A 24,043-nucleotide genomic window follows, 5' to 3' on the forward strand; every position below is an offset into this window, starting at 1 on the left:
CTCTTACACCTAACACCTTTAAAGTTATTTCAAGAATAAGTGCCGGCAGCACCCAAGCAAGTTGAGCGCTGCCGGCACTCTGTTTTAGTCTTCTATCAATACGCAGCGGTTGTTGTGCAGGTCATCCTCTACGCTTTTATACTTCACGTCCTTCAGCACACGGCCGTCTGTATATTGCACGCTTACGCGCTCGTTGCGGCCAGCCACTTTCTGCGAGTGGGCCGGCATGATCTTCTCCGGTTCCTGGGCAGGCGCCGACGTATGGCCTGTCTCATCCTCCAACGAAGAGTGCACCTCCTGCTTCTGCTCCTTCAGTACCGGCGGCTTAGGGGCCATCGGTGGCTTTATCGGCTGCTGCATCTGCTGTGGTGCCTGCACAGGTATAAACGCGTGGAACAGGAACTGAATTGTCTGCTCGTTCACTTTTCCGATCATGCGCTTGAACAGCTCAAACGACTCGAACTTGTAGATCAACAGCGGGTCTTTCTGCTCGTATACGGCATTCTGCACGCTCTGCTTCAGGTCGTCCATCTGGCGCAGGTGGTCTGTCCAGGCCTGGTCGATAGTGCCTAGCGTGATGATCTTCTCCATAGAGCGGATCAGCTCCAGCCCTTTGGTTTCGAAGGCCTTTGTGAGGTTGGCTACGGCAGCCAGCTGGCGCTTGCCGTCAGTAAACGGCACAGCCACGTTCTCGATCATCGGCCCACGGTTGGCGTGGATGTCGGAGATGATTGGGTAGGCCTGCTCTCCGATCTTCTTGTTGCGCTCCAGGTAGTGGTTCAGGGCTTCGTTGTACAGGCGCTCTGCCAACTGGTTGGCCTGCGTAGAACGGAACTCTTCCTCTGTAATGGCCGACTCGATGCCGAACACGCGCAGGATATGCAGCTGGAAGTTCTCGTAGTCGTTCACGTTTTTGTAGCTCACCACCACGTCCTCGCTGATATCGTAGATCATGTTCCAGATATCCAGCTCCAGGCGCTCGCCGTACAGGGCGTTTCTGCGGCGCTTGTACACCACTTCACGCTGTGCGTTCATCACGTCGTCATACTCCAGCAGGCGCTTACGCATCCCGAAGTTGTTCTCCTCCACTTTCTTCTGGGCACGCTCAATAGAGTTCGTGATCATCGAGTGCTGGATCACCTCGCCTTCCTCCAGGCCCATACGGTCCATCAGACGGGCAATGCGGTCAGAGCCGAACAGGCGCATCAGGTTATCGTCCAAAGAAACGAAGAACTGTGAAGAACCCGGGTCTCCCTGACGGCCGGCACGACCACGCAGCTGGCGGTCCACACGGCGCGACTCGTGGCGCTCTGTACCAATAATGGCCAGGCCACCTGCAGACTTAGACTCCGGCGTAAGCTTAATGTCGGTACCACGGCCAGCCATGTTCGTGGCAATGGTTACCGTACCGGGCTTACCGGCTTCGGCCACAATTTCCGCTTCTTTCTGGTGCAGCTTGGCGTTGAGTACCTGGTGCCTGATCTTGCGCAGCGTCAGCATACGGCTCAGGAGCTCGGAGATCTCCACCGAAGTGGTACCTACCAGCACTGGACGGCCGGCCTCTGTCAGTTGCACGATCTCGTCGGCAACGGCGTTATACTTCTCGCGGGTGGTTTTGTATACTTTGTCGTGCTCGTCTTTTCTGGCGATCGGGCGGTTGGTCGGGATCACCACCACATCCAGCTTATAGATGTCCCAGAACTCGCCTGCCTCTGTTTCGGCAGTACCCGTCATACCGGAAAGCTTGTGGTACATACGGAAGTAGTTCTGCAGCGTAACGGTGGCGTAGGTCTGCGTGGCATCCTCTACCTTCACGTTTTCCTTCGCCTCGATAGCCTGGTGCAGGCCATCTGAGTAGCGGCGACCTTCCATCACGCGGCCTGTCTGCTCATCCACGATCTTTACTTTGTGGTCCGGCGTCACGATATACTCTGTGTCCTTCTCAAACAAAGTATAAGCCTTCAGCAACTGGTTGATAGTATGGATACGCTTCGACTTCTCCTGGAAATCGGCGATCAGCTTCTCTTTAGCGTGCAGCTGCTCCTCGTGTGGCAGCTCCTTGTTGTTCTCGATCTCGGCGATCTCAGAGCCGATGTCCGGCATGATGAAGAAGTTCGGATCCTCGCCTTGGCCCGTGATCAGGTCGATGCCTTTTTCGGTCAGCTCGATCTGGTTGTGCTTCTCGTCGATGGTGAAGTATAGCGGCTCGTCGGCCTCCGGCATTTGGCGAGAGTTATCCTGCAGGTAGAAGTTCTCCGTTTTCAGCATGATAGCACGCACGCCCGTCTCGCTCAAGAACTTAATCAGCGGCTTGCTTTTAGGAAGGCCACGGTAAGCGCGGAACAGGGCCAGACCGCCGTCCTGCGTATTGCCTTCCTTGATCAGGCGCTTGGCCTCCGTCAGGAAGTTCTGCACTACCTTGCGCTGCGCATCCACCAGCATGGAGATACGCGGCTTCAGCTGGTAAAACTCGTGCTCGTCGCCACGCGGCACCGGACCAGAGATGATCAGCGGCGTACGGGCATCGTCAATCAACACGGAGTCCACCTCATCGACCATGGCGTAATGGTGCTTGCGCTGTACCAGGTCTTTCGGCTCGCGGGCCATGTTGTCGCGGAGGTAATCGAAACCGAACTCGTTGTTGGTGCCGTACGTGATGTCAGCTTTGTAGGCGTTGCGGCGGGCCTCCGAGTTAGGCTGGTGCTTGTCTATACAGTCGATGGTGAGGCCGTGGAACTCGAACAGCGGGGCCATCCACTCAGAGTCGCGGCGGGCCAGGTAGTCGTTCACCGTTACCACGTGCACGCCGCGCTTGGCCAGGGCGTTGAGGTAAGCAGGCAGCGTCGCTACCAGTGTTTTACCCTCACCTGTCGCCATCTCGGCAATCTTACCCTGGTGCAGCACAATGCCACCGATCAGCTGCACATCGTAATGCAGCATGTCCCAGGTAATTTCGTTGCCGGCAGCCACCCACCTGTTATCCCAGGTAGCTTTATCGCCGTCGATGTTTACGTTAGGCTTGCGAGCCGCCAGCTCACGGTCCATGTCGGTAGCGGTAACCACCAGTTTCCCGTTCTCTTTCCAGCGGCGGGCCGTTTCTTTTACAATGGCAAAACCAACCGGCAGCACTTCCATCAGCACTACTTCCAGCTCTTTATTGCGTTCCTTCTCCAGCTCGTCAATCTCCGAGAAGATAGCCTCCTTCTGCACAATGTTCAGCTCCGGCTCATCGGCAATACGCTGGTGCAACGCTGCGATCTTCTCATCAATTGGCTTCAGGCGCTCATCAATAATGCCTTTGATCTCATAGGTCTTCTGACGAAGCGCGTCGTCAGAAAGCGCGGTTAGCTTGGCATATTCTTCATTTACTTTAGATACGTAAGGCAGTACTTCCTTTATATCTCTGTCGGACTTGGTGCCGAATAGTTTCGCAACGGTTTTACCGAAAAAATCAAACATCTGTATAGGCTGTTCTTAAATGAAATCTTCTGTTCGCAATATCGTCAAAAATAGCTGTTTTTCCGATATTTCTAACGTTCTGCACTAAAACAATACCAGAACAAGGAATGCCTGGCGCATCTGCCATATTTACCGACAAAGTATAGCTGTTTTACTATTTATTACTTCAGCGTTTAATAGGCTATGCCATAATAGGTAACATGTGGCAGAGTGGCAGAAGTTCGTTTTGGAGGGAGGTTATACTTTCGCTTTCCTGGTTATACTTGTTAGCTACTGATCCTCAGGTTCTACTTTCCCCTCCTGGCGTAAGTCTTCAGACTTGTGTCCTATCATGATGTTGAGGTTGCAACTCAACTGGCTTGAAAAGTCATACTTTGTGCTTTGGCTATACGTCTCAGTTTTCTCTGGCGCCCCGAAGGCTTTCAGGGTGCCTTTATACTTTAGCCGCCGCTTCCTGCCCTTTTCTGGCGCAAGCGTCCGCTTGTGCCTCGTATAGCCACGGTTTCCCGCAACTGGAGCCAAGCTATCCTTTCTAACTTCCGTTCATCCTAAGTCTTACAAAGGCTACAGTTTCATTTCATGCTTGGCTCGCTCCTAGCCCGCGAGGCCTCCCCAAAATGCTTCGGGGTAAACTAATTCCCGCTCGGCGCTGGGAGCTTTTCCTGCCGGGGGGAGGGGCCTCACAGAAAAACTGGGATAAGGTTCGATAGCTATTATCCTGGCTATGGAACAAGTATAATTCCCCTCCTCGGAGGGGCCAGGGGTGGGTTCATACTTTTGCTGATAATGCCCGCAGCCATAAAACTTATACTTCAGCTAAAGCAATTACAGCCTCCCCTCTTAAATCAAGGAGGCGCCAGAGGTGGTTGGATCTAGCTATCCCTCCAAACTACAGCAGCAGCGAAAATACCCCCCCTAAAACACCTTCTGAAACTCCACCACGTCTTCCCAGCCATCTAATGTACGCAGCCACTCCTTCCGCAAGCCTACCTTTGTGAAACCAGCCTGGGCGAAGAGATTTATACTTGGTAGGTTAGAGGCGGTAACGGAGCAGTAGACCTGGTGCAGTTGCAGCTTAGTTTGGCAGTAGTCGAGCAGCAGGTGCAGGGCTTCTCGGGCGTGGCCGTTACCGCGGTGATCGGCAAGTATGACTATGCCTATACCGGCACGTCGGTGCAGCGGGTCGAAATCGAACAGATCGATGGCGCCGATGGCTTCATCGCTGCTGTTGCAGATAACCAGGCGCAGCTGCTTTACGGTGTAGATATCGAGGGCGGCATTCTCCAGGTAAGCCTCCAGCACAAACTTAGAGTAGGGCGCAAGGGTGTTGCCCACGTGCCACACGGATGTGTCGTTCTCCAGCGAGTACAGGAAATCCAGGTCGGTTGGCTCAAGTGCGCGTAGGTAGGTTTGATCTGCTTTCAGGAACACAGGTTTATACTTTTATACTTGCATCAAGCTACAAAAAAGAAAAGACTTCCGACAATTTATACTTGCCGGAAGTCTTGTTTTATAGTTGTTCACTTGGAGCTGTCATCCCCCTGCCCCCTTTGAAGGTAGGGTCGTTTCATTCTAAAAAATAGCCCCAATAATTACTGTCATTCTGTAAAGAAACTTGGTAGAAAGTTTGATAAGCTGTTGCTACTGGCTCACAAGATCCTTTCAGGATGACAAAAAAGAGAGAACTTACGGCCCTCCCTTAAAAGGGGACTTTTCTGCTAATGTATGGTAATTAAAAATTACACTTGTCGGGTGCCCCCCTTTGAAGGGGGCAGGGGGATGATTTACGATTGCTGAAAACCTCTACTTTAAACGGTGATGCTGCCGGTAAACACCAGCCTGGCCGGGCCGATGAGGTAGATATACTTAAAGCTGCCGTCCGGGTTTCTTTCAAAAGACACCCGCAGTTCGCCGCCCAGCACTTTCACTTTTACCGGGCTCTCCATACCTCTCATGCCTGCCACCAGCGCTGCGGCCGTTACGCCGGTTCCGCACGACAAAGTTTCGTCTTCCACCCCGCGCTCGTAGGTGCGCACGAAGATCTCGTCTTCCGAAAGGCGCTGCACAAAATTCACGTTGGTGCCCACAGCCTTAAAGCGCTCGTTGTAGCGGATGCCGCGGCCTTCTTCGTACACATCCAAATTCTCCACGTCGTCTACAAAACGGATATAGTGCGGCGAGCCGGTGTTCAGGTAGTAATCCTCCTCTATCTTCTCCACGCCCTGCACATCGCTCATCTTCAGGTGGATTTCCTCGCGCTCTATACTTGCCTGGTGCTCACCGTCGGCGGCCAGGAAGCAGGCCACGTCCTCTATCACGCCCAGCTGCTTGGCAAAACGGACTGTGCAGCGCGCACCGTTTCCGCACATGGAGCCCAGGCGCCCGTCGGCGTTGAAGTATACCATCTCGAAGTCGTAATCCGGGTGGTCCTGCAGAAGTATAAGCCCGTCGGCACCGATGCCCATGCGGCGGTCGCAGAGGTGCTTTACCAAGGCTTCATCGTCTGCCGGGAAATTAAGCTTGCGGTTATCAACCATCACGAAGTCGTTGCCCGTGCCCTGGTATTTATAAAAGCTGATTGCCATATCGCTGTAACAAATAAATGGGCGGCTGCGTGCCTTTTTAAGGTTAGGCGGATAATGCGTAATTTTACCGCTAACCGGCCACTGCGCCAGAAATAAACGACAAAGATATGTATTCCTTTTTAACTACAGAAAACTGGGCCGATTACGAGTTGGTGGATTCCGGAAATTTTGAGAAGCTGGAGCGGTTTGGCCAGTACTACGTGGCGCGCCCTGAGCCTCAGGCCATTTGGGACAAGCACCTGCCCGAGCAGGAGTGGCAGCGCATGGCCAATGCCGTATTTACCCGCGACAAAGGCAGCCAGGAAAAGGGCCAGTGGAAACTGAAGAAAGGGATGCCGGAGCAGTGGTTCATCAACTATAAGTATAACGACCTGAAGCTACGTTTCCGCCTCGGTTTGTCATCATTTAAGCATGTGGGTTTGTTTCCGGAGCAGGACGCTAACTGGAAGTTTATCTACGACACCACCAAAAAGCTGAAGACGCCGCAGCCGAAAGTGCTGAACATGTTTGCCTACACCGGTGCCGCCACCCTGGCCGCTAAAGCCGCCGGCGCCGACGTCACCCACCTCGACTCTATCAAACAAGTCAACTTCTGGGCCCGCGACAACATGGAGGCCAGCAACCTCAACAACGTGCGCTGGATTGTGGAAGACGCCATGAAATATGCCCGCCGCGAAGTAAAACGGGGCAACAAGTATAACGGCATCATCCTGGACCCACCCAGCTACGGCCGCGGCCCAAACGGTGAGAAGTGGCAGTTGGAGAACGAGCTGAACGAGATGATCAAACTCTGCCGCGAGATGCTCGATGGCACTGACTATTTCTTGCTCATCAACCTCTACTCCATGGGTTTCTCGGCCATGGTACTCGACAATCTGATGCGCGATACGTTTGGGGACAGAGTGAAAAACGAGGAACTGGGCGAGTTGTACTTGTTGGACGGTGGAGACAGAAGGCTACCACTTGGGACGTTCTTTCGGTTTAGTTCGGTGGGGAAGTAAGACTTAGAGTATTCAAGAATTTGCAAACACTGTTATAGGTCCAACTTTGGGTAAGCTCATGAAAATTCCTTCCATACTTCTTCTTACAACTTTGTTGTTGAGTTGCATGGCTTGTAGCGAGCCGGATTATACACAGGCGAAGCAAACCCCACCCTATATTGTTTCCAAGATAGATTCTACCTTTCAGGCGCAATGGAAAGGAAGTAGCACTCCACCACCGCTTCCTCTTTTTTATGGTGATTATAACTTTATAGTTGACAATGATTCGGAGCAGATTTACCTGCACAAGAAAAAACAAATATTCCGATTTTGTGGAACAGGTGTAGATTTTACGAAACCTGATTTCATCGCTCTCTCTCCTCAAGATTTTGTCCTGCTGACGCATAGAGAAATAGAAAGTTATTTTGCTGACACTCTTACTAATTTAAATGATCGGCAAGCTGTAGTTTTGGCTAGCTTGCAAGACTCAATTAAAATGAAAGAAGCTCGCACACTAATTGACTCTCTATTTATATCGAGAAAGATTAAACGATTTTACATTCGCAGAATTACTGAAGAAGAAGAAGTTGTGCTGAATCATAAAAAGCAAAATCTTCCTTACTCCGCTGACAGCATTAAATGGTCTGGTAACTTTAGCGAACCTAACTATATCCCACAGGATATAATCTAAAATATGATTCCACAACAATTATCAATTAACAACCAACAATCTGCATGAACCGCCTCGCACTAATCGACATGGGCACCAACACCTTTCACCTACTGGTAACGGAGGTGGGTGAACAGGGCCAGCTTACGGAGCTTTATAAGACTAAAGTGCCTGTGCGGCTGGGGCAGGGCGGCATCAGCAACGGAGCTATTACGGCTGAGGCCTCGGAGCGTGCCCTGAAAACCCTGCGCGAATTCCGCAAGATTATAGATGAGTTTGGAGCGAAAACGGTGCGGGCTATGGCCACCAGCATGGTGCGCAACGCCAGCAACGGCGATGCTTTTGTAAAGGACATCTTCAAGCAAACCGACATACAGGTAGAGGTAATAAACGGAGCCCGCGAGGCCGAGCTAATCTACTACGGCGTGCGCTTCGCCGGCGTGCTGGACGAGCAAACCGCTATGATTATGGACATTGGCGGCGGCAGCGTGGAGTTTATATTTTGCAACCAGCACGAGATCTTCTGGAAACAGAGCTTTGAGCTGGGGGCGCAGCGCCTCATGGATAAGTTCTTCACCGCAGATCCTATCCCCGCCAAAAGTATAACCGCCGAGAAAGCATACCTGGACGAGCGCCTGCAGCCCCTCACCGAGGCCGTGGCCAAGTATAAACCAACCATTCTCGTCGGCTCCTCCGGCACTTTCGATACCATCTGCGACATCAACGCCCTCCGCCACGGCGACACCTCGCGCCAGCAAAGTATACCGCCGGCTTCCAGCATCAGCATCGCAGACTACTACAGCATCCACCACGACCTGCTCCGCAAAAACCACGACGAGCGCCTCACTATCCCCGGCATGCTGGAAATGCGTGTAGACATGATCGTGCTGGCAAGTATAGCCGTGGATTTCGTGCTGCAGAAGTATAACCTGCAGGAGATTCGGGTGTCGTCTTATGCTTTGAAAGAAGGGGTGCTGTATGAGATGCTGCAGAGGCGGGAGTAAGTAGTTGCCTACAAGTATAAAATCCAACTGCCCCTACCCCTTTTACCCCACCCCAACCCTCCCCTAAAAACAGGAGAGGGAGCACCTGCAGTTGTAAACCCACCCCTGCCCCTCCCGAGAGGGGAATAACTCAGGATCGATTATCATCCCCCTACCCCCTTCAAAGGGGGACTTGGTTCAAGCTCCGTCAGCCGTGGCTATCGAACTTGATCCCAGCCTTTGGGTTGAGCGCCTATGCGAGTTTTTCCGGTGACGAGCCGGAGGCGAGGCAGCCCGAGGCACGAGGGCAGGAAAAGCTCCCAGCGCGATGCCCGAAGGCGAGGCCTCCCGGCCTGGGAGGGCGCCAAAGCCAGCTATGGAAAAGGACGCTTGTAAGACTGAGGACGAGCCGTAGCTAGAAAGAATAACTTGGTTCAGGGTGCAGAAAGCAGCGGCTATTAGAGAGCGGCACAAGCGGACGCCTTATCTTGTCCCATATCTTTTTCAGTTTCGGCCCCTTTAGGACGAATAGGGACAGGGTTTACCTCTTTGAGGGACTATTAGGTTGTAAAAAAGCGGCAGAGTTAGCATCTACAGCCTTCTGAGCAGGTTTAAACACCCCTGCGGAGCCCGCCAAAAGGCTGATGCTACTCTTGCTGTAGAGTCCTAAACGCTAAAACCCCATTTCCAGAAAAGATATGGGACAAGATAAGGCGGACGCTTGCGCCAGAGAAGCTGTATAAAACCCGAAACCCCCACTACTTACCTTTTCCCCAGTCGCTTCCGCTCTTTCTCATAAGCCTTTTTCAGCTTTTTCAGATCACGGTTATTCTGGCTATACTTTACAGACAGAATTTTTGCTTCTCCTGTCTGCCCCTGCTGCACATCTTTCAGCGCCAGCTGCTTGCCTAGCTGCTGCTGCACTTTTCTGGTTTTGCCTTTGCGGTATCCTTTCTCCAGCAACAACGACAACAGCTGGATAGAAGCCTGCTCCTCCCCCTCATTCGCATAAAAACCTACCACAGCTGCCGTGAATGGCTGGTCCGGGTGCTTCACTGCAAAGTTGAAGAGCGAGATGTGATCGAGCCCATACTTGTTTACCTGCTGCGACAGGTAGTAGGAGCGGGCGGTTTCGTACTGCAAAATGGCTTCGCTATACTTCTTTCCACTAATCAGGCGGTTGGCTTCCTCCAGTTTGCGCTGGTAATTGGCGGCTGCGGCAATGGCAGTTCTGCCGTCTGTAGCCGTAAAAGTTGCCACGCCGCACTCGGCCATACCCTCTGCTGCGCTGATGGCAGCCTCATATGCTTGGGCGGCCGCGATAAACTTCTTCTCCCGCACCAGCGCCTGCGCGTTCTGGTAATGCTTGTCGTAAGTGGTTTGTGTGTTGATGCACTCCTGGGTAAAGATGCGCTCGCGCAGTAATTTATACTTGCTTTGCACCTCCGCGTCCTGCACCAGCGCGAAGCGCTCCTGCATGGCCGTAGCATCAGCGGCAGTCTGGCGGGCGGTGCCTAGCCTGTTCTGCATCGCCTGCTCATATCCATCCGTCAGCATGGCCAGCAACACCGGCTTGGCTGCCTTTTGCGACAGCTGCCGCAATTCCTGCATCGGCCTGAACGTATACCGCTGCTCCAGCGCCAGCGCCTCCTCAAACTGCCCCAGCGCCGCGCGGTGGTTCTGCTGCGCCAGGAAACGCTTGCCCTCCTCTATAAAACCCAGGTAGTAGTGAAATTTCACCTGGTCCAGCAAATCACCTGCTTCGGTGGCGTTGTGCAGCACGTAATCATACTCCCGCTGAAAGCCCAATGCCTCCTGCGCCAACCGCTCCGCCTCCTGCAAATCGTTGCGCGACAGCAACTGCTTGCCGCTCTCCACCATACTTCTATAAACACCGTTCGCCGCCCGGGCCTCGCCATCGTTTAAAGCCTGCAGGTTGCAACGCAAACCACCGATGGTGCTGCACAGGTCGCGGGCCTCGGCGTAAGCCTCCAAAGCACTGCTATACTCGCCGCGAGTGGTAAAGCGGTTGCCTTCGTTAACCTGGGCTGCAAAGATATCCTGCGCCAGCAACTGCGCCAGCTGCTCGGTCTGCGGGTCTATGCGCATGCGGGTGAGCACGTCGCGGATGCGGTTGGTGGCCTCCCGGATGTAGCCGTTCATCAGGTCGATGCGAGCCAGCTGCACGTGGGCCGGGGCAAAGTTCGGGTTCGCCTCCACCGACTTGACAAAATATGTCTGCGCCACCAAGGCGTTTCCGTTGTTCAGCAAACTTAAGCCGCGGTTATAGAAATGCTCGTGGATGGTAGCCAGCGTATAGTTTACCGCCTTGCGCCGCTCCTGCAACACCTGCTGCAGCTGCTCCATTTTATACTTCAGGCGCTGCGGGTCCTGCTGCTTCAGGTGGAGCTTTTCGGTATAGTTCTCCTTTTTCAGGAACTCATACTGCTCCTCCAGTTCGTGCAGCTTGCGGTCCTGCAGCGGCAGGCGGTCTATGTCATCCGGACGCACCAGCGCTACTTCCTTCAGGGCCTGCAGCACCCGGTCATCGGCGGCATAATAGGCACGCACCAAACCCAACTGCTCCCGCAGTTGCTGCACATCCGCGGCAGTAAACTCCACCTGCTCCTCCACCACCTGCAGCTTATAGCTTTGGTTGGCGGCGGTGTCAGGTAGCTGCTCCTGCAACAGCGCCACACCGTTTGGCTTTATAGTCACGGTACGGTCGTATACCTGCACTACCTTGTCCTGGGCATTCAACAGCTGCACCTTGGCTTTATACTTGTCCGGCAACAGGGCATCGCCAATTTCAAAGCCTTTGTAATCGGTGCTGCCGCTTACCTGCACCTTTGCCACCTGCACCTTTAGCTGCAGCTTGTCGCCGGTGTCGGTAATTTGGGCCTGTTGCTCGAAGCGAAGTGCAAACTCCGGTTTGCGTGGCGGCCGGCCGTTGCGGGTGGTTACCTGGTTTTGGGTTAGTATGTTAATGATGCTGTTGAGCTGTGCCTGGCTGCTGCCGGAGCCGGTGCCATACTTTAGCACATACGCCTCGGCGGTTTTCTCCTCAAACACTAGCTTATTCTGCGCCTCAACGGCAAAGCTGGCGAGGGCAACGGCAAAAAAGAGTATAGCTTTTTTCATGGGAGTGGGTGCTTGGTTTTCTGTGGCCAAGGCAAAGCTTGTTCCAGTTTTAAGAAATCAGCCCTTAAAGTATATAAAAAATGAAATATTTTGGGTGAACAGCCTCTAAATTATAGTAATATGATTGGAAGTACTCATTCGCAAAGCCATGTATAAGCTAAGGCTTTGGTTTGATAATTTCTTAATTTGCCACTCTTAACAGAAGACGCGATCATGTATCCATACCAACATCTTTTCGACTTTACGCAGGAGGTATTCCTGCACATGGGCTGCCCGGCAGAGGATGCCCGCCTGGCCGCCGAGGTCCTTCTTTCCGCTGACTTGCGCGGCGTAGACTCGCATGGCGTGGCCCGATTGAGCGGCTACGTAAGGCTGTGGGAGGCGGGGCGCATCAACCCTACTCCAAACATCCGCGTGGTGCACGAAACGCCAAGCACCGCCACCGTTGACGGCGACGCTGGCCTGGGGCTGGTGGTAGCGCCGCGTGCCATGGCCATTGCCAAGCAAAAGGCTGATCAGGTAGGTTCCGGCTGGGTATCCGTGAAGAACTCGAACCACTTTGGCATTGCCGGCTACCACGCCATGATGGCTCTGAAAGAGGACATGATCGGCATTGCCATGACCAACGCCTCGCCCCTGGTGGCCCCGACCTTCTCCACAGACCGCATGCTGGGCACCAACCCGATTGCTGTGGCGGTGCCCGCCGGTAACCAGCCTCCTTTTGTAGCCGACTTAGCCACGGCCGCTGCCGCCAACGGTAAGCTGGAGATCCTGCAGCGCAAGGAGAAAAAGGCACCGCTCGGTTGGATACAGACGAAAGAAGGCCATGAATCTACGAACCCGAATGAGCTGAAAGACGGCGGTGCGCTGCTGCCGCTCGGCTCCGACCGCGACCATGGCAGCCACAAGGGCTATGCGCTGTCGGCTGTGGTGGATATACTTTCAGCGGTGCTATCCGGGGCGAACTATGGCCCGTGGGTGCCGCCGTTTGTGGCCTTCCTGCCCGTAGCCGAAAACCTGCCCGGAGAAGGTATCGGCCACTTTTTAGGAGCGATGCGTGTGGATGCCTTCCGCCCGGCCAAAGAGTTTAAGCAACACATGGATAACTGGATCGGCGCCTTCCGTGCGGCAAACGTGGTGAACGGCGAAAGAGCCGTCCTCATCCCCGGCGACCCGGAGCGCGTGACGGAGGAAATACGTATGATTCAGGGCATTCCGCTATTGCCGCCCGTAGAGCGCGACCTGGAAAGCCTGGCGCAGCGCTTTAGCATTAAACTATAAAAGGCATGAAAGCGGGAGGCACGGCAGCGGCACGGTTTTTCAGAAGTATCGGCTTGCCCTCCGGTAAGCGCAGCCTGCTGATGCTGGTGGTAGCCTGGGCGCTGAATCTATTCTGGCTGGGGCTGAACTACTTCTGGCGTTTTTCCTCAGTAGAGGTGCTGCTGGCCATCCCGGTGCTGTTGCTACTCTATGCGCTGCTGGCGCTGGTTAGCTATGTATACTGGGGTGTGCGGCAGGTGCGGGAGGAGGATAGCCCTTACGCCAACGTGATGGTGGGTGTGATTGTGGCTGTTACGCTGCTATACTTCAACTTTAACCTGCTGCAGTTTGTGCTGCAGGCGATAGAAAGATAAGGCTTGATGAAAGCAAAAGCGCTGGCTAAAGTATAGCCAGCGCTTTTGCTTTATACTTGCTGCAGCCCCGGGTTTATACTTCCCGGACCACGTTATACTTTCTACTCTATCTTTTTACCGGCCATGGCCTGCTTGATAGAGATCTGCATCACACGCTCGGCAAACGGGCTGGTCTGCTCCTCTAGCCTGTCTATGGCGGCATAGATCGCGTCTTTGTCACCACCGGCTGCCAGCACGTCCTTCAGTTTCTGCACGTTCTCGCGGGTCAGGTTGATCTCCTCCTCCGTCAGGTGCTGGCCATTCTTCTCCACGAAGCGCTCCACCTGGTACAGCATCTGCTCGGCCGTTGTACGGGCCTCGATCACCATACGTGCGGCCACGTCATCTTTGGCATGCGTGATGGAGTCCATCAGCATCTGCTCTACCTGCTGGTCGGTCAGGCCGTACTGCGGCTTCACCTCCACCTCCTGGCGCACCCCGGAGCGCAGTTCAACCGCCTCCACTTTCAGGATGCCGTCGGCGTTAAGTATAAAGTTCACGTCCACCTTCGGGAAACCGGCAGGCATGGCAGGTATACCTTTCAGGTCGAACTCGGCCAGCTTACGGTTCTCCTTCACCACATCGCGCTCTCCCTGGTAAACCGAAATCTTCATGTTCACCTGCCCGTCTACAGAGGTAGTGTACTGGCGGCCGGCTTTAGTTGGTATTTTAGAGTTGCGTGGAATGATCGGGTCCATGAGGCCACCCATGGTTTCAATACCTAGCGTGAGAGGGGTTACGTCCAGCAACAGGATATCTTTGCGGTTACCGGCAAGTATATCGGCTTGGATGGCAGCGCCTAGGGCTACCACCTCATCCGGGTTCAGCTGGTTGTTGGCTGGCTTGCCAAAGAACTCCGACACCGCTTCATATACCATCGGCACGCGCGTAGAGCCGCCTACCATGATCACGGCATCGATCTGCTCCGGCTGCAGCTTAGCATCGGCCATGGCCATGCGGCAGCTTTCCATCGTGCGGGCCACAATCGGCGCGATCAGCGTCTCAAAGGTATGGCGCTCCAGGTGGCAGTCAATCTTGCCGTTGATGGTGCTGGTGTATACTTCCTGCGAACTCAGCGCCTTCTTCGCCTCCTCCGCCTTCAGGCGCAGCTCCTGCGACAAGTGCTTGTCCTGGTTCACGGTATCAGCGATCAGCTCGTTGTTCTGAATCCAGTGGTTGATAATGGCTCGGTCGAAGTCATCGCCGCCCAGGTAGGTATCGCCGTTGGTGGAGAGTACCTCGAAAATGCCCTGGTGGATGCTAAGTATGGAAATATCAAACGTACCACCGCCCAGGTCATACACCGCCACCGTTTTCTCCTCGTTCGGGTCTATACCGATGCCATAAGCTAAGGCTGCCGCAGTAGGTTCATTCACGATGCGCAGTACTTCCAGCCCGGCCAGCTTGCCAGCATCGCGGGTAGCCTGCCGCTGGGAGTCGTTAAAGTAGGCCGGCACGGTAATCACGGCGCGGTTTACAGGGGTTTTCAGAGAGTGCTCCGCCCGCTCGCGCAGCTCCTTTAGTATCTCCGCCGACAGCTCTATTGGGGAATAGAACCTGTCCTTCACCCGTATTTTCACCAGCCCTTCCGAGTCATCATCGATGATCTTGTAGCCGAAATAGTCTTTATGCTCGCCTAGGTCTCTATAAGATTTGCCCAGAAGGCGCTTTACGGAGTAGATGGTATTGGCCGGATCCGTGGTCAGGTAATCCCTCGCCTCCGTGCCCACAATGGTATCGCCCTGCTGCGTAAAGTGCACCACCGACGGCACAATGGTACCGCGGCCCTGGTCGTTGATCGCGATCGGCTTTTTATCTTCAGGATGGATGTAGGCCACCAAGCTGTTGGTCGTGCCTAAATCTATACCTACAATCACCTCTTCCTGCTGAAGAGCTCCGGTAGAAAGGTTTATTGCAACTTTTGCCATAGTATCTGTATTTACGTGAGCCCGCCGCCAACCGGCAGCGGCGCTATACTACAAAGTTACAAATTATTTGGGGAGGGATTTGTTTTGAGGGGGATGAGGTTCGTTGGGTTTATACTTGAAGTATTAAATGTGCAGCTGATGCTGCCTAAGTTTTAGTGTCTATAAGCTGGTAAGGCACAAGCGGACGCTTGCGCCATCGTGGGGGATCGATTGAGTTATACTTCAGAGCAGCGATGCCAACTCTTAACTATACCTCCTATTCCTCCTCCGTCGGCACAATGATGAACACATCCTCGTTCGGCCGCTTCATCAGGTATTTTTCGCGGGCGAATTTCTCCAGTAGTTCCGGGTTGCCCATCAGCTCCTTGCGGTCCTTCTCCACCTCGGCCATCTTCTCCAGGTAGTGCTCCTTATCACGCTCCAGCTCGCTTAGCTGCGCACGCATCTGGTACTGCGTCACAAAGTCGTTGGAGTCGAAGAACAGCATCCACACCAAAAACAGAAAGGAGGTTATAAAATAGAAGTTCCTGAATATTTTGGGGATGCGCTGTATCATAACTGTGGACTAAGGTGTATCTACAAAAATAAGGCTGTGAGTTTTATAACCCACAGCCTTACAAAATTTATTTTTTGCAAATGGTATTTTAGAACTTCTTGCCCGGGAAGTAGGCTACCTCGCCTAGCTCCTCCTCGATGCGGAGCAGCTGGTTATACTTGGCCATACGGTCTGAACGGGAAGCCGAACCAGTCTTGATCTGACCGGTGTTCAAGGCCACCGCCAGGTCGGCAATGGTGTTGTCCTCAGTCTCGCCCGAACGGTGGCTCATCACGCTCTTATAGCCGTGGCGCATGCCCAGGTTAATGGCGTTGATTGTCTCCGTCAGCGTACCGATCTGGTTCACTTTGATAAGTATAGAGTTGGCCACACCCTCGCCGATTCCGCGCTGCAGGCGCTCCACGTTCGTCACGAACAGGTCATCGCCTACCAGTTGGCACTTATCCCCCACCTTCTCGGTCAGTTCTTTCCAGCCTGCCCAGTCGTCCTCGGCCATACCATCCTCAATCGAGATGATCGGGTACTTATTCACCCACTCAGCCCAATAGCTCACCATGTCGGAAGAAGACAGCTTATCGCCTGTAGACTTCTTGAAGTGGTACTTACCGGAAGAAGCATCATAGAACTCAGAGCTGGCCGCGTCCATAGCGATCATGAAGTCGTCGCCTGGCTTGTAGCCGGCAGCCTCTATCGCCTGCAGCACTACCTCAATGGCCTCCACGTTAGAAGCGATGTTTGGCGCAAAACCACCCTCATCACCTACGTTGGTAGACAGACCTTTCTTCTTCAGCACGTTCTTCAGGTTATGGAACACCTCAGAGCCCATTCGGAGCGCCTCAGAGAAAGAAGGAGCGCCCACTGGCATAATCATGAACTCCTGGAAATCGATGGCGTTATCCGCATGGCTACCGCCGTTCAGGATGTTCATCATCGGCACAGGCAGCGTGTTGGCGTTTACGCCACCCACGTAGCGGTAAAGCGGCAGGTTCAGTTCCTGTGCGGCGGCACGCGCTATGGCCAGCGACACGCCAAGTATAGCGTTCGCGCCCAGGTTGCCCTTGTTCGGTGTGCCATCCAGTTCGATCATGATCTTGTCGAGCAGGTTCTGGTCAAATACCGGGAAACCAACCAGTTCTTCCGCGATCTTGTCGTTCACGTTCTTAACGGCCTGCTGTACACCTTTGCCCATGTACTTGTCCTTGTCGTTATCACGAAGCTCCACGGCTTCGTGTACGCCCGTAGAAGCACCTGAAGGCACGGCAGCGCGGCCCATGATACCAGTTTCGGTCATTACATCTACCTCTACAGTGGGGTTACCACGTGAGTCGAAGATCTGTCTGGCTTTAATGTCAGTGATTAAGCTCATTAGTTCTCTTTTTGCTATAGTTATACTTTGTTTTTACTCTTTTCAAGCAGGGCTATAAAGTCATCAAATAAGTACGTGGAATCATGCGGCCCTGGCGATGACTCCGGGTGATACTGTACTGAAAAAGCCGGTTTCGTTCTCATGCGCATACCTTCAACTGTTTCATCATTCAGGTTGATGTGCGTAATTTCCACTTCCGGGTGATTCTTGAGTTGCTCCATATCCACAACAAAGCCGTGGTTCTGGCTCGTGATCTCGCTTTTACCTGTCAGCAGGTTCTTCACCGGCTGATTCAGGCCCCTGTGGCCGTTGTGCATCTTGTAGGTGGCAATACCGTTGGCCTGCGCCAGTATCTGATGCCCCATGCATATACCGAACATCGGTCTTTCTTTTTCCAGTATCTGCTTCACGCTTTTTACAGCATCGCGCGTTGCAGCCGGGTCCCCAGGCCCGTTGGATATAAAATAGCCATCCGGGTTCCACTTCTCCATTTCCTCAAAAGGAGTGTTGTATGGGTATACCTTCACTTCGCAGCCACGCTGCATAAAGTTGTTAAGGCTGTTGCGCTTCACGCCAAGGTCCAGCACAGCTACCTTATACTTCACCTCTTCCGGTACAAGGTGGTATATTTCTGGCGTACTTACCTTAGAGGATAACTCCAGGCCGGACATCGATGGCACTTCTGCCAACTTTTTACGAAGCTCCTCTATATCTGTTATTTCAGAAGAAACTATGGCATTCATGGCACCCTTATCGCGGATGTGCCGCACCAAGGCTCGTGTGTCAATCTCGCAAATACCAACAACACCGGCATTTTCAAAGTATTCCTGAAGTGAGCCTTCAGCAGTTTTACGTGAAAAATGATGGGAAAACTCTTTACATACCAAACCACTTATCTGCACTTTGCCAGACTCTACTTCTTGGTGCTGCACACCATAGTTGCCTACATGCGATACGGTAGTAACTACTAACTGTCCGAAATAAGACGGGTCGGTAAAGATTTCCTGATAGCCGGTCATACCTGTATTAAAGCAGAGCTCACCGCCGGACGTGCCGATGCGCCCCAAGCTTTTGCCTTTATACACAGTACCGTCTTCCAGTAATAGGATTGCTTCTGAGGAAGTATGTTTTTTCATGAGTAAAGATTTATACAAACATAAAAAAAGGGACACGACTAACGTCATGTCCCTTTAAAATATTTACAAACAGAGCTTATTCAGCATCTTTTGTCTCTTCGTTAGCAGTGTTAGACTCAGCAGCAGGAGCTTCCGTTGCTTCAGCGGCCTTAGCCTCTGTTGCAGTGCCTTCAGCTTTCTTCTTGCCACCACGACGACGTGTTTTCTTGGCACCTGCAGCTGCAGTACCAGTTGTAGCCAGCATATCCTCGTTGTAGTCTACCAGCTCGATCACACACATTTCAGCGTTGTCACCAAGTCTGTAACCAGTCTTCAGGATGCGAGTATAACCACCTGGTCTGTTAGCAATTTTAACAGATACCTCATCAAAAAGTTCCTTTACAGACTCCTTGTTTTGAAGATAAGCGAAAACCGTTCTTCTGGAGTGCGTAGTGTCGCTCTTAGATTTAGTCAGCAGAGGCTCCACATACTTACGAAGCGCTTTGGCTTTAGCTACTGTAGTAGAAACGCGCTTGTGCAGGATAAGGGATGATGCCAGGTTAGACAACATTGCCTTACGGTGTGAAGCAGTTCTTCCTAAGTGATTAATTTTTTTACCGTGTCTCATTATTTTGAATTGTGCACGTGCATACCGTCGATCAACCTATGCGGGATCGGGAATTATGCCGTAGGATTAAATATTACTCTTCCTCTAATTTATACTTAGAAAGATCCATACCGAAGGTAAGGCCTTTCTCCTGTACCAGGTTCTCTAGCTCTGTCAACGACTTCTTACCGAAGTTTCTGAACTTCATCATGTCCGCAATATCCAGCTGCACCAGGTCGCCAAGCGTTTTAATGTCAGCAGCCTTCAGGCAGTTGTAAGCACGAACAGAAAGGTCCATATCCTGAAGAGGTGTCTTCAGAACCTTACGCATATGCAGCAGTTCTTCATCTACAGCCTCCTCTTCTTCAGGCTTAGCCGTCTCAAAGGTCATGGTGTTGTCAGAGAACAGCATGAAGTGCTGAATCAGGATATTAGCAGCACCTTTCAGCGCATCTTCAGGGTGAATAGAGCCGTCTGTCTGTATGTCAAGAACAAGTTTCTCGTAGTCAGTTTTCTGCTCTACGCGGGTGTTCTCAACACTATACTTCACATTCTTGATTGGTGTATAGATGGCGTCGATGGCGATCTGACCGAATACCTGCTCAGTTGGCTTGTTTTCTTCAGCAGGAACGTAACCACGTCCTCTCTGAATCGTCATCTCAAGTTCAAAGTTAACTGAAGTGTCCAGGTGGCAAATTACCAGGTCTGGGTTCAGCACTTCGAAGCTAGAAGTGAAATTGTTGATATCACCAGCTTTGAAAGTATCTTGTCCACTGAAAGAAACAGTGATCTTTTCGTCAACGACTTCGCTTATCTTCTTAAAGCGAACCATCTTTAAGTTAAGGATAATGTCAGACACATCCTCAACCACCCCTTCAACAGACGAGAACTCATGCAGTACACCACCTAAGCGAATGCTTGTAATAGCATATCCTTCCAAAGAAGAAAGAAGGATTCTTCGCAGAGCATTACCGATGGTTACTCCGTAACCTTTTTCAAGCGGCTTGAATTCAAATAAACCATGAAAGTCGTCGGCTTTTTCCATTACAACTTTCTCTGGCATTTGAAATGCTAATATTGACATACTTGCAGTGTTAAAGGTTATAAATTGATTAAGCTGCCTACTTAGAGTAAAGCTCGACGATCAGCTGCTCCTGAATTTTCTCAGGAATCTGGTCTCTCTGAGGAGTAGACACAAACTTACCAGCCATCGAAGTAGCATCCCACTCTAACCAGCTAAACTGACGAGCATTGCGCACAGTCAAGCTCGTAGTGATAGCCTCAAGGGACTTAGACTTCTCACGTACAGCCACAACATCTCCTACTTTAAGTGAGTAAGAAGGAATGTTTACAATCTCACCATTAACTAAAACGTGCTTGTGTAAAACAAGCTGGCGTGCTGCTCTTCTGGTAGGGGCAATACCTAAACGGTATACCGTATTATCTAATCTAGACTCTAGCAGGGCTAACAGGTTTTCACCTGTAATACCACCTTTTCTATGTGCTTTATCGAACAGGTTAGCGAACTGCTTCTCTAGAACTCCGTAGATATATTTAGCTTTCTGCTTTTCAGCAAGCTGAATAGCATATTCAGACTGTTTCTTACGACGACCACGGCCGTGCTGCCCAGGAGGGTAGCTCTTCTTTTTCAGCGCTTTGCTTGGACCGAAAATCTCTTCATTGAAACGTCTTGAGATTTTACTTTTAGGACCTGTATATCTTGCCATTTCTTACTTCTCTTTTATGGAATTAAACTCTTCTGCGTTTTGGAGGGCGGCAACCATTATGAGGTAGTGGAGTAACGTCTTTGATTGTAGTTACCTCGATACCTGTATTTTGCACAGTACGGATAGCAGATTCTCTACCTGCTCCTGGACCTTTAACAAAAACTTCTGCCTTGCGCATACCAAGGTCATAAGCAACCTTAGCACAGTCAGCAGCAGCCATTTGTGCAGCATAAGGGGTGTTCTTTTTAGAACCCTTGAAGCCCATCTTACCAGCAGAAGCCCAAGAAATAACTTGTCCTGCGTTATTGGTTACTGATATTATAATGTTGTTGAAAGAAGCTTTGATGTGTACTTGGCCAGTAGGTTCAACAACTACAACACGCTTTTTAGCTTTATCTTTTCTTTTCTGAGCCATGATCTAGTGATTATTTAGATGCTTTCTTCTTGTTAGCAACTGTCTTACGCTTACCTTTTCTCGTACGAGAGTTATTCTTGGTTCTCTGACCACGCACTGGCAGACCTTTACGGTGTCTCAAACCACGGTAGCAACCAATATCAAGAAGGCGCTTAATGTGCAGCTGAACTTCGGATCTAAGAACACCCTCAGTTTTAATTTCAGCAGCAATTATATTTCTAACTTCACCAGCCTCGTCTTCAGTCCAGTCTTTTACCTTTTTGTCAAGATCCACCCCGGCTTTAGTTAAAATCTGCTTCGAAAGGCTGCGACCAATACCAAAAATATAGGTAAGGGCGATCTCTCCTCTCTTGTTATCCGGAATATCTACTCCTGCTATTCTAGCCATAAATAAAATAATTAACCTTGTCTTTGTTTATATCTTGGATTCTTTTTGTTGATAACATAAAGCTTCCCCTTACGGCGGATAACTTTACATTCAGCACTTCTCTTCTTTACTGATGCTTTAACTTTCATTGGATTTATTTATATCTGTAAACAATTCTGCCTTTAGTTAAATCATAAGGAGACATTTCCAGTTTCACCCTGTCACCTGGAAGGATCTTGATATAATTCATGCGCATCTTCCCAGATATATGAGCGATAACTTGGTGACCATTCTCAAGTTCAACACGAAACATCGCGTTTGACAATGCTTCTACGATAGTTCCGTCTTGCTCTATGGATGACTGTTTTGCCATTTATGAATTTTTAGCTTGTTCTATATAATCAAACGTTGTTAAGATCTCAGGCTTATCCTTACGAACTACAATAGTATGTTCAAAATGAGCTGAGGGCAATTTATCTTTTGTACGAATGGTCCATCCGTCATCCTCCTGCACAATATGCCGTGACCCCAAATTTACCATCGGCTCCACGGCAATAACTAACCCTTCCTGTAATTTAACGCCTTGGCCTCTTCTACCATAGTTTGGCACTTCAGGCGACTCGTGCAGGTTTCGACCAATTCCATGCCCAACTAACTCCCGCACAACTGTAAAGCCATTTGACTCCGCATGTTCCTGTATAGTATGGCTCACATCTCCAAGCCTGTTTCCAGCTGCGGCTTTCTCTAGTCCTAAATACAGAGACTCCTTGGTTACTTCAAGAAGCTTCTTCACTTCAGGCTTTACTTCCCCCACAGCATGAGTATAGGCACAATCGGAGTGGAAACCATTTTTGTAGACACCTGCATCAACAGATATAACATCTCCATCGTTCAATACATAGTTGCTGGGGAAACCATGAACTACAACTGAATTAACAGAGATGCACAAGCTGAATGGAAATCCATTATAGTTCTTGAAGGAGGGTTTACCGCCATTATCAAGAATATATTCTTCAGCTATTTTATCTAATTGAATGGTGGCAACACCAGGCTTTATATGACGAGCAATTTCGCCATGTGCTTTGCTCAAGATCAAAGCACTTTGGCGAATCAGCTCAATTTCTTCTTCAGTTTTATAAATAATCATTGATTAGGAAACCATGGCTATATTTTCTGTTCTGCCACGTAGCTTTCCAGATTTCATCATACCATCGTAATGTCGCATCAGCAAGTAGCTTTCAACTTGTTGTAAAGTATCCAGTACAACACCAACCATAATGATAAGAGAGGTGCCTCCAAAAAATTGTGAAAACTCTCTTGTTACACCAAACAACATGGCAATTGATGGGAATATAGCAACGAAAGCGAGATAAATAGCTCCCGGTAAAGTTATTCTTGTTAAGATTGCGTCAATATATTCAGAAGTAGTACGTCCTGGCTTAACACCTGGGATAAAACCGCCACTTCTTTTCAGATCGTCAGCAATTTGATTAGGGTTAACGCTAATCGCAGTGTAAAAATACGTGAAGACCAGAATCAGTAAACCAAAAACAAGGTTATACTGCCAAGATGTAAAATCCGAAAACGTGGTACCGATGTAACTTGCTGTCTCACTTGTGTCCGACCAGATTGAAGCAATCATGGAGGGAAGGAACATGAGTGACTGCGCAAAGATGATAGGCATTACACCAGCTGCATTCACCTTTAAAGGGATAAACTGGCGTTGTCCACTATAAAGAGAACTAGCACCTACTTGCTTGGCATACTGTACAGGAATTCTTCTTACAGCCTGCGTAAGCATTACAACGGACATCACCACTAAGAAAAGAACAAGGATCTCCAGCAGGAAAAGAAGCGCCCCATTTAACTGTCGGGATAGGAACTCAGCAATAATAGCACCTGGGAACCTGGACACAATACCTATCATGATCAGCATGGAAATACCATTCCCTATCCCCTTGTCAGTAATCTTCTCTCCAAGCCACATACAGAATATAGTGCCTGAAGTGAGCACCACCATAGAGGTGATCGTAAAGAGAGTTGTATTAATTGCTATGGCTTCAGCATTGATGGTAGCAACAAATCCTACCGCCTGAGCAAGCGTAATCACAATAGTCAGAACGCGAGTGATCTGGTTGATTTTCTTTCTACCAGATTCACCCTCTTTCTGCATTTTCTGAAAGTAAGGTACTGCTATGGTTAGCAGTTGCAGTACGATAGAAGCCGATATATAAGGCATGATACCTAAAGCAAAGATGGAAGCATTACTAAATGCCCCACCTAAGAATGTATCTAACAGACCGAATATACCACCAGTATTAGCCTCTAATAAATTAGGATCAACACCAGGTAAAACAACATAAGAACCAAGTCTGAAAATAGCTATGAAGAATAGCGTATTAAGGATGCGGACCCTTAAATCTTCAATAGCAAAAATGTTCTTTAGTGTTGTTATAAACTTCTTCATACCT

Annotated in this window: 23 protein-coding genes; 5 read left to right on the forward strand and 18 right to left on the reverse strand. The window is 50.7% G+C overall.

Features of this window, described 5'->3' with window-relative positions; translation table 11 throughout:
* Positions 1 to 84: 84 nt before the first annotated feature.
* From secA to dapF, 4 genes are all read right to left on the reverse strand, one after another.
* Positions 85 to 3,459, reverse strand: a complete 3,375-nt coding sequence (secA, locus tag FJM65_RS07090) for a preprotein translocase subunit SecA (RefSeq protein WP_140620815.1) — start codon at positions 3,457 to 3,459, stop codon at positions 85 to 87.
* Between the two features lie 270 nt (positions 3,460 to 3,729).
* Positions 3,730 to 3,981: a hypothetical protein gene (locus tag FJM65_RS07095; protein WP_140620816.1), complete on the reverse strand. Its 252-nt coding sequence runs from the start codon at positions 3,979 to 3,981 to the stop codon at positions 3,730 to 3,732.
* Between the two features lie 393 nt (positions 3,982 to 4,374).
* Complete coding sequence (locus tag FJM65_RS07100; protein WP_140620817.1) at positions 4,375 to 4,890, reverse strand: GNAT family N-acetyltransferase; 516 nt, start codon at positions 4,888 to 4,890, stop codon at positions 4,375 to 4,377.
* A gap of 377 nt (positions 4,891 to 5,267) precedes the next feature.
* Positions 5,268 to 6,044: a diaminopimelate epimerase gene (gene dapF, locus FJM65_RS07105; protein WP_140620818.1), complete on the reverse strand. Its 777-nt coding sequence runs from the start codon at positions 6,042 to 6,044 to the stop codon at positions 5,268 to 5,270.
* Positions 6,045 to 6,151: 107 nt separating this feature from the next.
* On the opposite strand from dapF, the gene FJM65_RS07110 reads away from it, so the two are divergent.
* From FJM65_RS07110 to FJM65_RS07120, 3 genes are read left to right on the forward strand one after another with little or no spacing between them, the layout of a single operon-like run.
* Entirely contained in the window at positions 6,152 to 7,045 is an 894-nt protein-coding gene (locus tag FJM65_RS07110; protein ID WP_140620819.1) for a class I SAM-dependent methyltransferase, read from the forward strand.
* Between the two features lie 58 nt (positions 7,046 to 7,103).
* Positions 7,104 to 7,715 carry a hypothetical protein gene (locus tag FJM65_RS21500; protein ID WP_239022867.1) on the forward strand — a complete coding sequence of 204 codons (612 nt, stop codon included), beginning with the start codon at positions 7,104 to 7,106 and terminating at the stop codon, positions 7,713 to 7,715.
* A 44-nt stretch (positions 7,716 to 7,759) separates the two neighbouring features.
* A complete protein-coding gene (locus FJM65_RS07120; RefSeq protein ID WP_140620821.1) occupies positions 7,760 to 8,698 on the forward strand; it encodes a Ppx/GppA phosphatase family protein in 939 nt (312 codons plus the stop codon).
* A 741-nt stretch (positions 8,699 to 9,439) separates the two neighbouring features.
* Here the strand turns inward: FJM65_RS07120 and FJM65_RS07125 are convergent.
* Positions 9,440 to 11,818 (reverse strand): tetratricopeptide repeat protein, encoded by a 2,379-nt coding sequence (locus tag FJM65_RS07125; RefSeq protein WP_140620822.1) that lies wholly within the window; start codon positions 11,816 to 11,818, stop codon positions 9,440 to 9,442.
* 213 nt (positions 11,819 to 12,031) lie between these two features.
* On the opposite strand from FJM65_RS07125, the gene FJM65_RS07130 reads away from it, so the two are divergent.
* Both FJM65_RS07130 and FJM65_RS07135 read left to right on the forward strand, forming a co-directional pair.
* On the forward strand, positions 12,032 to 13,099 hold the full coding sequence (locus tag FJM65_RS07130; protein ID WP_140620823.1) for an Ldh family oxidoreductase: 1,068 nt from the start codon (positions 12,032 to 12,034) through the stop codon (positions 13,097 to 13,099).
* A 5-nt stretch (positions 13,100 to 13,104) separates the two neighbouring features.
* Positions 13,105 to 13,452, forward strand: a complete 348-nt coding sequence (locus FJM65_RS07135) for a hypothetical protein (RefSeq protein ID WP_140620824.1) — start codon at positions 13,105 to 13,107, stop codon at positions 13,450 to 13,452.
* A 101-nt stretch (positions 13,453 to 13,553) separates the two neighbouring features.
* Here the strand turns inward: FJM65_RS07135 and hscA are convergent, their stop codons facing one another.
* From hscA to secY, 13 genes are all read right to left on the reverse strand, one after another.
* On the reverse strand, positions 13,554 to 15,419 hold the full coding sequence (hscA, locus tag FJM65_RS07140; protein ID WP_140620825.1) for a Fe-S protein assembly chaperone HscA: 1,866 nt from the start codon (positions 15,417 to 15,419) through the stop codon (positions 13,554 to 13,556).
* 256 nt (positions 15,420 to 15,675) lie between these two features.
* Entirely contained in the window at positions 15,676 to 15,975 is a 300-nt protein-coding gene (locus tag FJM65_RS07145) for an FtsB family cell division protein (protein ID WP_140620826.1), read from the reverse strand.
* 88 nt (positions 15,976 to 16,063) lie between these two features.
* Positions 16,064 to 17,341 carry a phosphopyruvate hydratase gene (eno, locus tag FJM65_RS07150; protein WP_140620827.1) on the reverse strand — a complete coding sequence of 426 codons (1,278 nt, stop codon included), beginning with the start codon at positions 17,339 to 17,341 and terminating at the stop codon, positions 16,064 to 16,066.
* 20 nt (positions 17,342 to 17,361) lie between these two features.
* Positions 17,362 to 18,477 carry a glutamine-hydrolyzing carbamoyl-phosphate synthase small subunit gene (carA, locus tag FJM65_RS07155; protein ID WP_140620828.1) on the reverse strand — a complete coding sequence of 372 codons (1,116 nt, stop codon included), beginning with the start codon at positions 18,475 to 18,477 and terminating at the stop codon, positions 17,362 to 17,364.
* A gap of 76 nt (positions 18,478 to 18,553) precedes the next feature.
* A complete protein-coding gene (gene rplQ / locus FJM65_RS07160) occupies positions 18,554 to 19,084 on the reverse strand; it encodes a 50S ribosomal protein L17 (RefSeq protein WP_140620829.1) in 531 nt (176 codons plus the stop codon).
* A gap of 73 nt (positions 19,085 to 19,157) precedes the next feature.
* A complete protein-coding gene (locus FJM65_RS07165; RefSeq protein WP_140620830.1) occupies positions 19,158 to 20,147 on the reverse strand; it encodes a DNA-directed RNA polymerase subunit alpha in 990 nt (329 codons plus the stop codon).
* A 37-nt stretch (positions 20,148 to 20,184) separates the two neighbouring features.
* The gene (gene rpsD / locus FJM65_RS07170; RefSeq protein WP_140620831.1) at positions 20,185 to 20,790 is read right to left on the reverse strand and encodes a 30S ribosomal protein S4; all 606 of its coding nucleotides are present in this window, start codon (positions 20,788 to 20,790) and stop codon (positions 20,185 to 20,187) included.
* 22 nt (positions 20,791 to 20,812) lie between these two features.
* Positions 20,813 to 21,205: a 30S ribosomal protein S11 gene (rpsK, locus tag FJM65_RS07175; RefSeq protein ID WP_046310192.1), complete on the reverse strand. Its 393-nt coding sequence runs from the start codon at positions 21,203 to 21,205 to the stop codon at positions 20,813 to 20,815.
* 10 nt (positions 21,206 to 21,215) lie between these two features.
* A complete protein-coding gene (rpsM, locus tag FJM65_RS07180; protein ID WP_140620832.1) occupies positions 21,216 to 21,593 on the reverse strand; it encodes a 30S ribosomal protein S13 in 378 nt (125 codons plus the stop codon).
* Between the two features lie 11 nt (positions 21,594 to 21,604).
* Positions 21,605 to 21,721: a 50S ribosomal protein L36 gene (rpmJ, locus tag FJM65_RS07185; RefSeq protein WP_007654264.1), complete on the reverse strand. Its 117-nt coding sequence runs from the start codon at positions 21,719 to 21,721 to the stop codon at positions 21,605 to 21,607.
* A 5-nt stretch (positions 21,722 to 21,726) separates the two neighbouring features.
* Positions 21,727 to 21,945 carry a translation initiation factor IF-1 gene (gene infA, locus FJM65_RS07190; protein ID WP_140620833.1) on the reverse strand — a complete coding sequence of 73 codons (219 nt, stop codon included), beginning with the start codon at positions 21,943 to 21,945 and terminating at the stop codon, positions 21,727 to 21,729.
* Positions 21,946 to 22,719, reverse strand: a complete 774-nt coding sequence (gene map, locus FJM65_RS07195) for a type I methionyl aminopeptidase (protein ID WP_140620834.1) — start codon at positions 22,717 to 22,719, stop codon at positions 21,946 to 21,948.
* 3 nt (positions 22,720 to 22,722) lie between these two features.
* Positions 22,723 to 24,039, reverse strand: a complete 1,317-nt coding sequence (gene secY / locus FJM65_RS07200; RefSeq protein WP_140620835.1) for a preprotein translocase subunit SecY — start codon at positions 24,037 to 24,039, stop codon at positions 22,723 to 22,725.
* Between the last annotated feature and the right edge of the window lie 4 nt (positions 24,040 to 24,043).

The organism is Pontibacter mangrovi (assembly GCF_006385705.1).
Lineage (GTDB): Bacteria > Bacteroidota > Bacteroidia > Cytophagales > Hymenobacteraceae > Pontibacter > Pontibacter mangrovi.

Coding starts and splice junctions, on each gene's coding strand:
- secA (WP_140620815.1), bottom strand. CDS start 3,459: ATGTTTGATTTTTTCGGTAAAACCGTTGCGAAACTATTCGGCACCAAG.
- dapF (WP_140620818.1), bottom strand. CDS start 6,044: ATGGCAATCAGCTTTTATAAATACCAGGGCACGGGCAACGACTTCGTG.
- FJM65_RS07110 (WP_140620819.1), top strand. CDS start 6,152: ATGTATTCCTTTTTAACTACAGAAAACTGGGCCGATTACGAGTTGGTG.
- FJM65_RS21500 (WP_239022867.1), top strand. CDS start 7,104: ATGAAAATTCCTTCCATACTTCTTCTTACAACTTTGTTGTTGAGTTGC.
- FJM65_RS07120 (WP_140620821.1), top strand. CDS start 7,760: ATGAACCGCCTCGCACTAATCGACATGGGCACCAACACCTTTCACCTA.
- FJM65_RS07125 (WP_140620822.1), bottom strand. CDS start 11,818: ATGAAAAAAGCTATACTCTTTTTTGCCGTTGCCCTCGCCAGCTTTGCC.
- FJM65_RS07130 (WP_140620823.1), top strand. CDS start 12,032: ATGTATCCATACCAACATCTTTTCGACTTTACGCAGGAGGTATTCCTG.
- FJM65_RS07135 (WP_140620824.1), top strand. CDS start 13,105: ATGAAAGCGGGAGGCACGGCAGCGGCACGGTTTTTCAGAAGTATCGGC.
- hscA (WP_140620825.1), bottom strand. CDS start 15,419: ATGGCAAAAGTTGCAATAAACCTTTCTACCGGAGCTCTTCAGCAGGAA.
- FJM65_RS07145 (WP_140620826.1), bottom strand. CDS start 15,975: ATGATACAGCGCATCCCCAAAATATTCAGGAACTTCTATTTTATAACC.
- eno (WP_140620827.1), bottom strand. CDS start 17,341: ATGAGCTTAATCACTGACATTAAAGCCAGACAGATCTTCGACTCACGT.
- carA (WP_140620828.1), bottom strand. CDS start 18,477: ATGAAAAAACATACTTCCTCAGAAGCAATCCTATTACTGGAAGACGGT.
- rplQ (WP_140620829.1), bottom strand. CDS start 19,084: ATGAGACACGGTAAAAAAATTAATCACTTAGGAAGAACTGCTTCACAC.
- FJM65_RS07165 (WP_140620830.1), bottom strand. CDS start 20,147: ATGTCAATATTAGCATTTCAAATGCCAGAGAAAGTTGTAATGGAAAAA.
- rpsD (WP_140620831.1), bottom strand. CDS start 20,790: ATGGCAAGATATACAGGTCCTAAAAGTAAAATCTCAAGACGTTTCAAT.
- rpsK (WP_046310192.1), bottom strand. CDS start 21,205: ATGGCTCAGAAAAGAAAAGATAAAGCTAAAAAGCGTGTTGTAGTTGTT.
- rpsM (WP_140620832.1), bottom strand. CDS start 21,593: ATGGCTAGAATAGCAGGAGTAGATATTCCGGATAACAAGAGAGGAGAG.
- rpmJ (WP_007654264.1), bottom strand. CDS start 21,721: ATGAAAGTTAAAGCATCAGTAAAGAAGAGAAGTGCTGAATGTAAAGTT.
- infA (WP_140620833.1), bottom strand. CDS start 21,945: ATGGCAAAACAGTCATCCATAGAGCAAGACGGAACTATCGTAGAAGCA.
- map (WP_140620834.1), bottom strand. CDS start 22,719: ATGATTATTTATAAAACTGAAGAAGAAATTGAGCTGATTCGCCAAAGT.
- secY (WP_140620835.1), bottom strand. CDS start 24,039: ATGAAGAAGTTTATAACAACACTAAAGAACATTTTTGCTATTGAAGAT.